The 10,245-nt window shown below is 66.3% G+C and carries 11 protein-coding genes and 1 pseudogene; 10 read left to right on the top strand and 2 right to left on the bottom strand.

The genetic code is table 11. From position 1 onward, the window contains the following. Positions 1-815, bottom strand: a pseudogene (locus HYG95_RS22250) (hypothetical protein); the annotation flags it as partial. A gap of 328 nt (positions 816-1,143) precedes the next feature. On the opposite strand from HYG95_RS22250, the gene infA reads away from it, so the two are divergent. From infA to HYG95_RS22200, 10 genes are all read left to right on the top strand, one after another. Then, positions 1,144-1,365 carry a translation initiation factor IF-1 gene (gene infA, locus HYG95_RS22245; RefSeq protein WP_003418601.1) on the top strand — a complete coding sequence of 74 codons (222 nt, stop codon included), beginning with the start codon at positions 1,144-1,146 and terminating at the stop codon, positions 1,363-1,365. A gap of 148 nt (positions 1,366-1,513) precedes the next feature. Then, positions 1,514-1,627: a 50S ribosomal protein L36 gene (gene rpmJ / locus HYG95_RS22240; protein ID WP_011207363.1), complete on the top strand. Its 114-nt coding sequence runs from the start codon at positions 1,514-1,516 to the stop codon at positions 1,625-1,627. Positions 1,628-1,806: 179 nt separating this feature from the next. Further along, a complete protein-coding gene (rpsM, locus tag HYG95_RS22235; RefSeq protein ID WP_067491000.1) occupies positions 1,807-2,178 on the top strand; it encodes a 30S ribosomal protein S13 in 372 nt (123 codons plus the stop codon). 9 nt (positions 2,179-2,187) lie between these two features. After that, positions 2,188-2,601: a 30S ribosomal protein S11 gene (gene rpsK, locus HYG95_RS22230; protein WP_019045110.1), complete on the top strand. Its 414-nt coding sequence runs from the start codon at positions 2,188-2,190 to the stop codon at positions 2,599-2,601. Positions 2,602-2,623: 22 nt separating this feature from the next. Continuing rightward, a complete protein-coding gene (rpsD, locus tag HYG95_RS22225) occupies positions 2,624-3,229 on the top strand; it encodes a 30S ribosomal protein S4 (protein ID WP_181700707.1) in 606 nt (201 codons plus the stop codon). Positions 3,230-3,320: 91 nt separating this feature from the next. Further along, entirely contained in the window at positions 3,321-4,379 is a 1,059-nt protein-coding gene (locus HYG95_RS22220; protein ID WP_022567324.1) for a DNA-directed RNA polymerase subunit alpha, read from the top strand. Between the two features lie 45 nt (positions 4,380-4,424). Beyond that, on the top strand, positions 4,425-4,931 hold the full coding sequence (rplQ, locus tag HYG95_RS22215; RefSeq protein ID WP_181700705.1) for a 50S ribosomal protein L17: 507 nt from the start codon (positions 4,425-4,427) through the stop codon (positions 4,929-4,931). An 85-nt stretch (positions 4,932-5,016) separates the two neighbouring features. After that, positions 5,017-5,856, top strand: a complete 840-nt coding sequence (truA, locus tag HYG95_RS22210) for a tRNA pseudouridine(38-40) synthase TruA (protein WP_181700703.1) — start codon at positions 5,017-5,019, stop codon at positions 5,854-5,856. A 130-nt stretch (positions 5,857-5,986) separates the two neighbouring features. Continuing rightward, positions 5,987-6,982, top strand: a complete 996-nt coding sequence (locus HYG95_RS22205) for a helix-turn-helix domain-containing protein (protein WP_181700701.1) — start codon at positions 5,987-5,989, stop codon at positions 6,980-6,982. 129 nt (positions 6,983-7,111) lie between these two features. After that, entirely contained in the window at positions 7,112-8,362 is a 1,251-nt protein-coding gene (locus HYG95_RS22200) for a cytochrome P450 (protein ID WP_225281946.1), read from the top strand. A 7-nt stretch (positions 8,363-8,369) separates the two neighbouring features. Here the strand turns inward: HYG95_RS22200 and HYG95_RS22195 are convergent, their stop codons facing one another. Continuing rightward, a complete protein-coding gene (locus HYG95_RS22195; RefSeq protein WP_181700699.1) occupies positions 8,370-10,049 on the bottom strand; it encodes an acyl-CoA dehydrogenase in 1,680 nt (559 codons plus the stop codon). Positions 10,050-10,245 lie beyond the last annotated feature (196 nt).

Raw genomic sequence — 10,245 nt, 5'->3', positions numbered from 1 at the left:
GGCAGCGGGGGAGGCGGCGGGAGATCGGGCAAGCCGCGCTGGTTCGCGGGCCCAAGCGGTGTGAAGCCCTCGGACGGGGGAGCGGGGGTCCGCGTCGGGAGGGCCGCTGCGGCCTGCTCGACAGGTGCCGGGGGCAGTGCGGGTCCCGGATGAGCAGGCGGAACGGTCGCATTCGGGATCGAGTGCGACGGCGAACTCGTGTGCGTCGGCGCGGCCGGGCCGCCGGTGGAGAACGGGGTCGGTGCAGAGGACTGCCCGGTGTTCCACGGGGAGAACCCATCCGGCCCGGTCTGCGGCGGCATGAGCCGATCGGGTGCGCCCTGCTCCTGGGGCCGCGCGGCGCCGGCCGAGGACCGCGAGTCGGCGGCACGCTGGGCGGAGTCGAGCCCCGGCGGAGCGAGTGGGTTCGGGGTACCGCCCTGAGCCTGCGGCCAAGGCGCGCCGGTCGAGGCCGGTGGCCAGGAGGAGTCGGCGCCCTGAGTCGGTGCGGGCGCGCTCGATGTCGACGGATTCGGACCGGGCATCAGCGGGTTCGCGGTCGACGGCGCATGCGGATCGTGGAAAGCAGGGCCTTGGCCGGTGGCGCCGGTTACCTGACCCGGCTGTTCGGGCTCGCGCTCCTTGCGGCGGCGGCCGCCCTTCTTCTCCTTGCGCGCGCTGTCGTCACCGCGCACGAAACGGCGACGCTTGGGTGCCTCGTCGATCGGTTCGTCCTGTGGCAGGTTCTCGACCGGTGCCTCGTACCCGACCTGGGTGACTTCGCTCTCCGACAGCCATGGCGGCAACATGGGGAGGCTGTCGTTGTTGCGGCTCACCGGTGCGCTCCGCTCACCAGGGTCCCCCGATCTGATCGACCCACTACTTGCGACGCCGGTGAGTTTACGCGACAACCCGATCGGCGTGGCGGGCGCCTCATGCCTGCCCGCGTGCCCACCGTCGACGCCTCCATTGTGCGACGTGCGCCACGTTCAGGGTGTACCGTCGGGGTCTTTTTGCCTCAGCGCACACGGCCCGGTAAGCTTGAGCGGCGGTGCACCTAGGCGCCGACTGTTCGCGTGCAAACCCGGGAAGTTCGTCGGGCCTGTGGGTGAGCAGCTACGAGGTAACCACTCAAGGTTGAGCATAACCGGGATCGCGGAGGATATGGCGAAGAAAGACGGGGCCATCGAGGTCGAGGGTCGAGTTGTCGAGCCGCTGCCCAATGCGATGTTCCGGATCGAGCTCGAGAACGGTCACAAGGTTCTCGCGCACATCAGCGGAAAGATGCGGCAGCACTACATTCGCATCCTTCCGGAAGACCGCGTGGTCGTCGAGCTCTCGCCGTACGACCTGTCCCGCGGCCGGATCGTCTACCGCTACAAGTGATGCCTGCCTGACGCCGCGAGCCTGAGGCACGCGGCGTCACACGGTGTTCCGGTCCAGGCCGGAACACGACAAGAGACTTCCCCAGTCGTCGGCTGGGGAAAAACTGTGTTCACAGACCCTTGTGAACCCACGAAAAGATTGGACGGACGTGAAGGTTCAGCCGAGCGTCAAGAAGATCTGCGAGAAGTGCAAGGTGATCCGCCGTCACGGTCGGGTCATGGTGATCTGCGACAACCTGCGCCACAAGCAGCGTCAGGGCTGATCCAGCCTCACCGCCGGGCACCGATCGTCTGATCGGACTGACCGAAAAGAAGAACTCCCAGCTCCAGCGCGTACGCACGTGTGCGCGCCAACCACCGGTACGGAGGCCGGTGCCCCCATTTGCAAAGACGGGGGGACGGACAGGGAGCAGACCTCCGCAACCATTAAGGAACCTGCCACATGGCACGTCTGATGGGCGTTGATCTCCCGCGCGAAAAGCGCATGGAGATCGCGCTGACCTACATTTTCGGAATCGGGCGCACCCGCGCCACCGAGATCCTGGCTCAGACCGGCGTCAGCCCGGACCTGCGCTCGAAGGATCTCAGCGACGACGACCTGAGCAAGCTGCGCGACTACATCGAAGCGTCGGAGTTCAAGGTCGAAGGTGACCTGCGCCGCGAGGTCCAGGCCGATATTCGCCGCAAGATCGAGATCGGCTGCTACCAGGGCATCCGCCACCGTCGTGGCCTGCCTGTGCGTGGTCAGCGCACCAAGACCAACGCGCGTACGCGCAAGGGTCCGAAGAAGACCGTCGCCGGCAAGAAGAAGTAGGGATAGCGTATGCCTCCGAAGAGCCGGGCCGCTGGCCCGAAGAAGACTCAGAAGTCGCGTCGCCGGGATAAGAAGAACATCCCGCACGGCCACGCGCACATCAAGAGCACGTTCAACAACACCATCGTCTCGATCACCGACCCCGAGGGCAATGTCATCTCGTGGGCGTCGTCGGGCCACGTCGGTTTCAAGGGTTCGCGTAAGAGCACCCCGTTCGCCGCGCAGCTCGCTGCCGAGAACGCTGCCCGCAAGGCGCAGGAGAACGGCGTCAAGAAGGTCGACGTGTTCGTGAAGGGCCCGGGTTCGGGCCGCGAGACCGCGATCCGTTCGCTTCAGGCCGCTGGCCTCGAGGTCGGCTCGATCTCCGATGTCACTCCTCAGCCGCACAACGGCTGCCGGCCGCCCAAGCGCCGTCGCGTCTAGCGGGAAAGGAAACAGCTAAAAAATGGCTCGTTATACAGGCCCCATCACCCGCAAGTCGCGTCGTCTGCGCGTCGACCTCGTCGGAGGCGACCAGGCGTTCGAGCGTCGTCCTTACCCGCCCGGCCAGCACGGCCGCGCGCGGATCAAGGAATCCGAGTACCTGATGCAGCTGCAGGAGAAGCAGAAGGCTCGCTTCTCCTACGGCGTCATGGAAAAGCAGTTCCGTCGCTACTACGAAGAGGCCAACCGCCTCAAGGGCAAGACCGGCGACAACCTGCTGCGTCTGCTCGAGTCGCGTCTGGACAACGTCGTGTACCGCGCCGGTCTGGCTCGTACCCGTCGTCAGGCCCGTCAGCTCGTCAGCCACGGCCACTTCCTGGTCAACGGCGTCAAGGTCGACGTGCCCAGCTACCAGGTCTCCCAGTACGACATCATCGATGTCAAGGAGAAGTCGCTGCCGACCCTGCCGTTCCAGGTGGCGCGTGAGACCGTCGGCGACCGTCAGGTCCCGGGCTGGCTGCAGGTCGTCCCCGGCCGCCTGCGCATCCTGGTGCACCAGCTCCCCGAGCGTGCCCAGATCGATGTGCCGCTGCAGGAACAGCTCATCGTCGAGTACTACTCGAAGTAAGCGCTTTTGGTGGGGGCCGTTCCTACGACGGCCCCCGCAATCACTGATTAGGCGTCAAATAGCGGACGCCCTGAACAGGAAGTAGATCCTCATGCTGATTTCCCAGCGTCCGACACTGACCGAAGAGGTTGTGGCGGAGAACCGCTCGAAGTTCACCATCGAACCCCTCGAGCCGGGCTTCGGTTACACCCTCGGCAACTCGCTGCGTCGTACCCTGCTGTCCTCCATCCCGGGGGCCGCGGTCACGAGCATCCGCATCGACGGTGTCCTGCACGAGTTCACCACCGTTCCCGGTGTGAAGGAAGACGTCACCGACATCATCCTGAACCTCAAGGGTCTGGTCGTGTCCTCCGAAGAGGACGAGCCGGTCACCATGTACGTGCGTAAGCAGGGCCCGGGCACCGTCACCGCCGGTGACATCGTCCCGCCGGCCGGCGTCGTCGTGCACAACCCGGACATGCACATCGCCACCCTGAACGACAAGGGCAAGCTCGAGATCGAGCTCGTCGTCGAGCGGGGCCGCGGTTACGTGCCCGCCGTGCAGAACAAGGCGACCGGCGCGGAAATCGGCCGGATCCCCGTGGATTCGATCTACTCCCCGGTGCTCAAGGTGACCTACAAGGTCGAGGCCACCCGTGTCGAGCAGCGCACCGACTTCGACCGTCTCATCCTCGACGTGGAGACCAAGAACTCCATCACGGCCCGGGACGCGCTGGCTTCGGCCGGTAAGACCCTGGTCGAGCTCTTCGGCCTGGCCCGTGAGCTCAACGTCGAAGCCGAGGGCATCGAGATCGGCCCCAGCCCGGCCGAGGCGGACCACATCGCCTCGTTCGGTCTGCCGATCGAGGACCTGGACCTCACCGTCCGGTCCTACAACTGCCTCAAGCGCGAGGGTGTGCACACGGTGGGCGAGCTCGTCGCCCGCACCGAGTCGGACCTGCTCGATATCCGCAACTTCGGCCAGAAGTCCATCGACGAGGTGAAGGTCAAGCTGCACGCGCTCGGCCTCTCGCTGAAGGACTCGCCCGCTTCGTTCGACCCGTCCTCCGTGGTGGGTTACGACGCGAGCACCGGCACCTGGAGCGATTCCGGCACCTTCAGTGACACCGACGGCGGCGAGCAGGACTACGCCGAGACCGAACAGCTCTAGGCCATCGGGGGGCACCCCGGCTGCGCCTTTCACAAGGAGAATCCAATGCCCAAGCCCAAGAAGGGTGCCCGCTTCGGCGGGTCGGCGTCGCACCAGAAGGCGATCTTCGCCAACCTGGCCACGGCGCTTTTCGAGCACGGTCGGATCACGACCACCGAGTCGAAGGCCAAGGCGGTCCGCCCCTACGCCGAGAAGCTCATCACCCGCGCGAAGGCCGGCACCCTTGCCGACCGTCGCGAGGTCATGAAGGTCATCCGCAACAAGGACATCGTGCACGCGCTGTTCGCGGAGATCGGCCCCTCGTTCGAGGGTCGCGAGGGTGGCTACACCCGTATCACCAAGGCGCTGCCGCGCAAGGGTGACAACGCGCCGATGGCCATCATCGAGCTGGTCCGCGAGAAGACCGTCACCAACGAGGCCGACCGCGCCCGTCGCGTCGCCGCTTCGCAGAAGACCGAGGCGCCCGCCGCCGAGGCTGCCGAAGCCAAGGCCGACGAGGTCGTCGAGGCTCCGGCCGCCGACGAGGCCGCTGAGGACAAGAAGGACGCCTGATTCTCAGGAGTTCGACCGAGCCCGTCACCCCTTCGAGGGTGGCGGGCTCGTTCTTTTGCCAGTGTTGGTGAGGCAGGGAGGTTCGATGGACGAGATCGGGCAAGGTCGGTCGCGCGTGCGGCTCGGAATCAGTTACGACGGCACCGATTTCATCGGCTGGGCGCGTCAGCCCGGGTTGCGCACCGTGCAGGGCGTGCTGGAGGAATCGCTGTCGAAGGTGTTCCGTGAGCCGATCGTGCTCACCGTCGCCGGGCGGACCGACGCGGGTGTGCACGCCGAGGGGCAGGTGGCGCATTTCGACACCTCCGGCGAATTCGATGCCGGCAAGCTGATGTACCGGATGGCCCGTTTCCTGCCCAAGGACGTCCGCATCACCGATATCCGGACGGCGCCACCGGAATTCGACGCGCGGTTCTCGGCGATGCGTCGCCACTACGCCTACCGCCTCACCACCGCCCCCTACGGTGCCGAGCCGTTGCGCGCGCGCAGCGTGGTCGCGTGTAAGCCGGGTGTGGATCTGGAAGCCATGCGCGCCGCCTCCGGAAAGTTGTTGGGACTGCACGACTTCGCCGCCTTCTGCCGTCGCCGCGAGGGCGCGACCACCGTGCGCGAACTGCAGCGTTTCGACTGGGAGCGTGAGGGCGACCTGCTCACCGCGTACGTGAGCGCTGATGCGTTCTGCTGGTCGATGGTTCGCAGCCTGGTCGGCGCGGTGCTCGCTGTCGGTGAGGGACGACGGACACCGGAGTGGGTCGGGGCACTGCTGTCGGAAACGGAACGCTCCAGCTCCGTGACCGTCGCTCCCGCACACGGCCTGAGCCTGATCGCCGTCGACTATCCCGCCGACGCCGACCTGGCCGCCCGCAACGCTCAGACCCGCGAGACCCGGACCGTCCCCGCCGCCGAGGGCTGCTGCGGCGACTGACTGTCAAAGAGGTTTGCACAGCGAGGTTTTCGCAGGTCATTCGCTACGTGATCCACAGATCCTGTGACTGAGCCGGGCTATTCTCGGGTTGGAGCCGTAGAGGCGGATATGCGTGTGCCGGAGGCAACCCATGGTGAACGGACCGACGACAATCGAATTCTCGACGCCGGAATCGCGCGGCGAGGAAGTCGACCGGTGGGCCGCGCTGATGGAGCAAACCTACTTCCCGCTCGCCTTCGGCCCCATCCGCGACGCACCTGTTTACGGCAAGGTGACCAGCGGTGCGCTGCCCGGCGCGGCCGACTTCTCCCTCACCGTGCTGGCCGGCCATAACCATCAGTACCTCCGGACGAAGACGCATGTGGCTCGCGCTGCCGAGGAGTACGTGCTGGTCAGCATCCAGGTGGCCGGTGAAGCCCGCCTCACCCAAAGCGGCCGTTCCGTGCTGCTCGAACCCGGGCAGATGACGATCCTCGACGGCTCGCTGCCCTCGCTGTGGGACGAAGCCGTGGCCTTCGAGCAGGTGCTGGTCCAGATTCCGGTAGGGACGCTGCGGGAGCGGCCGGGACTGAGCGCAGTGCCCATCCCCGCCGCCGTCGCGATCGAACCGGACAGCCCGGCAGGCGTTGTCGCCACCTACTTCCGCAACCTCGCCCGCATCCGGGAACGAGCACCCGCGCAGGCCGAGATCCTGGCCAGGAGCGCGCTCGATCTCCTCGGTTCGGCTGTCCTGCTGACCGCAGGCGTCGCGCCGGTCGACACGCCTTCCGACGCGCTGAGCCGCGAACACGTCATGACCTATCTGCGCGACAACTACACCGACCCCGACCTCACCGCCGACGACATCGCCGCCGCCTGCCACATCTCCCGCCGCACCCTCTTCCGCCTCTTCGCCGGACCAGGCGAAAGCCTGAACACCACACTGCGCACCCTCCGCCTACGTCACGCCACCCGCCTGCTCACGAACAACCACCACCTCCCCACCGCCGCAGTAGCATTCGCCTCGGGCTTCTCCTCCGAACGCCACTTCTACCGCGTCTTCCACCACGAAACCGGAACAACACCAGGTGAATACCGCCACCGCTGCCCGCCACGACAACCGGTCGGGCGTGACAAGGATCCTTGACCGGGGTGGCGCGAGCAACTCGGGAACTGGCGGGCGCGGGGGCATACGCGCTGGTAGGCTCTGGCCGGTTACGAGTCGAGCGGTCCGTCTGGACTACCATTGCGCCGCAGTCGATTTCAGGGAGTTATTGTGAATCCGCAGGACACGAATCAGGGTGCCATCCGCAACTCGCCGTTGTCCGCGGCGGTGCCCGAGCACCGGATTCCGCTCTACGACGAGGCGTTCGCGGCCGATCCGCACGGTGCCTACCGCCGGATGCGTGACCAGTACGAATCGCTGGTGCCCGTCGAGCTGTGGCCGGGCGTGCCCGCGACGCTGGTCATCAAATTCAGTACCGCGGTGCGGATTCTCAACGACCCCGCGAACTTCTCCGCCGATCCGCGGGCGTGGCAGGCGACCGTGCCACGCGATATCCCGATCATGCCGATGATCGAGTACCGGCCGAACGCGCTGCGTACCACCGGCAAAGGGCACACCCGCTACCGCGACGCCGTGAACGACGCGCTCGCCGGGATGGACCTCAATGTCATGCGCACCAGCGTGGAGCGATCGGCCATCCCGATCATCAACTCGTTCTGCACGGACGGGCACGCGGATGTGCTGCACCAGTACATCTTCCCGATGGTGTTCTCGGTGCTGTGCGAATTCCTCGGCTGCCCGCCCGAGATCGGCGCGGAGGTCGCCAGGGCCAATGCCGCGATGTTCGACGGCGTGGACACCGACAAGGTGAACACGATCATGACCAACGCCCTGCTCGACCTCACCGCACTGAAGCGGTCGCAGCCGGGCGACGACATCACCACCCGCCTCGTCCAGCATCCGGCGCGGCTGACCGACGACGAGATGGTGCATCAGCTGGTGCTGCTGTTCGCGGCAGGCGTCGAGCCGCCGATGAACCTCATCGCCAACACTCTGCTGCTGATGCTGACCGATCCACGCTTCACCGGCGAAGGCAACTCGATGCCGTTGTCGACCAAGATGGCGATCGATGAGCGCCTCGCCACCGACCCGCCGATGGCGAACTACTGCATCACCTACCCGCGCCAGTCCGTGCCGATCGACGGTGTACTGCTGCCCGCTCAGCAGCCGGTCATCATCAGCATGGCCGCCTGCAATACCGATCCGACGATCAACACCGGCGATTTCCTCGGCAACGGCTGGAATCTGGCGTTCAGTGCGGGCGAACACGCCTGCCCCGCGCATGCGCGCCCGTATGGCGTACTCCTGGCGCAGGACGTCATCGACCAGCTCTTCGATGTCCTGCCGGAGCTGAAGCTCGGAGTGGCCCAGGACGACCTCGTGTGGCGTCCCGGGCCATTCCACCGAGCGTTGTCAGCGTTGCCGGTCGTGTTCCCACGAACGGCACCGCTGTCGCTGTAACCGCATATCAGCCGTTGATGCGGCTCTCCCACGCGCCGGGTAGATCGTCGAACAGCACCGGCGCGCCGAGGATCTCGTCGTCGAAGCCGAAGGAATCGAGCAGGGCCGGAACGTTGTCGGCGAGAGTGTCGATGGCGTCCCGGAGCTGCTGCTTGATGCCTTCGACAGCGGCAACGTCCAGGTAACCGCGGGTGAGGTACCACGCGGCATTCTGATCCAGGTAGTGCAGCGCGAAAACATCACGCACGGCGGCGATTTCGGGCAGGTGCTCGTACCGGTGGAGCAGCTGCAACGCTTCCTCCGCGCTGTAGGCCTCGGCGAGTTCGAGCGCTTCCGGAATGACGGCGAGCCGATCCGCGAGTTCTCCCGATTCCAGATGCCGCTGAGCTTCCTGCACGATCGTGAGGGTGCGCGCGGTGAACAGGCCGAGGCGGTCGGTGGTGACGGCGGGATCGTGCAGACCGGTCTGCGGCGGTACCTTGCCCGCGAGGTGCCTGGCCAGGACGCGACCGGCGACCGAGCCGAGCACATGGCAGTCGCCTTCGCCGGTGATGGCCGCGTGGCAAACGCCGATGTAGTCGGCGACCCGGTTGGCGCTGAACATGCCCTGCGCACCCATCTTGATGCGACAGTGGGTCACCGTGTCCAGGGCGTGCAGCTGGATGAAGTGCTTGGCCAGCATCACCGAGACGACGGTGTCGCGATCGGTGAGGTCGCTGTTGGCGAGGGAGGTCTTGACCGCGTTGCCGAAGATGGTGCGCGCGACCGTGCCGGCCAGATCGGTGAGCAGGGTGTTGCGCACGTGCGGGATGTCGGCCATCACCGTCGTGGCGGTCGGCGTCAACGGTACCCCGCGCTTGGCGGCGTAGCGCAGCGCGATGTAGAGCGAGGCTCGCGCGGTGGCGTTCAGGCAGGACGCGAGGGCCAGGCGCCCGACCGTCAGCTGGCTGATCGCGGAGGCGAACGAGCGGCGCTGGCTGTCCTCGTCGTTCCAGGTCAGGACACCGTTGTCGTCGATGGTCGCCAGGTTTCCACCCAGCCAGGCGCTGCGGTCGACGCGGAGATTGTCGAAGCTGATGACCGAGTTGTCCATGATGACCAGCGGCTGCCGGTCGAGCTGGGTGATCGTGACACCGGGTGCGGCCGTGCCGTCGGCCACCCGCAGACGCGCGGTGAACAGGTGCACGCCCTGATCGACACCCGCTGAGTCGATGAAGCGGGCACCGACGACGCACACGCGCGAGACCGGGATACCGACGCTCGGCATGAACTTGCGGGCCCTCGGGTTCGGGGTGTTGATGATGAACCCGCCGTCTTCCCAGGTCGCGGTGGTCTGCATGAAGCCGATGTTGGAGCCGCAACCGTACTCGGTGAGCAGCATGACGCCGATCGCGGTGGCGTCGTCGAGGTCGTGCAGGTACGGCGCCGCCGAGTCGGAGTCGGTGAGCGTGGACAGCGAGCCCGAGGCCAGGTTGAAGTGGCCCGAGATCAACGGGATGAGGTCGGTCGCCAGCACCGCGGACCAGTCGAACAAGGCGAACAGCTGGGGGAGGTTGGTCGCGACATCGCTGGCCTTACCGAGTTCCTTGACCAGGTCACGCAGCTGGGCGTAGGCGTTCTCGCGCCGCTGCGCTTGGCCCTGGTGCACGGTGATGGCGTAGTCCGGGTCGATCAGCAGTTGCTGCAACCGTTCCTGAAAATCTCGCTCACCGTGGCGGAGAAGTTCCGAAAGAGGGGTGTCTGCCGTGTTGCTTTGCGCCGTCATCATCGATCCTGCTCTCGCGTGGGCGCCACGACGAACAGGTTCACGGCGCCCCTGAATACCGAAAATGCATTGTTGCACAGCGGATTACGCCAATTCTGTGAATCGTCACTTCACAACG

Origin of the sequence: Nocardia sp. GTS18 (genome assembly GCF_013839555.1) — a bacterium.
Taxonomy (GTDB): Bacteria; Actinomycetota; Actinomycetes; order Mycobacteriales; family Mycobacteriaceae; genus Nocardia; species Nocardia rosealba.
The sequence above is the reverse complement of the archived record's forward strand: the minus strand, read 5'-3'. Positions and strand labels throughout refer to the sequence as shown.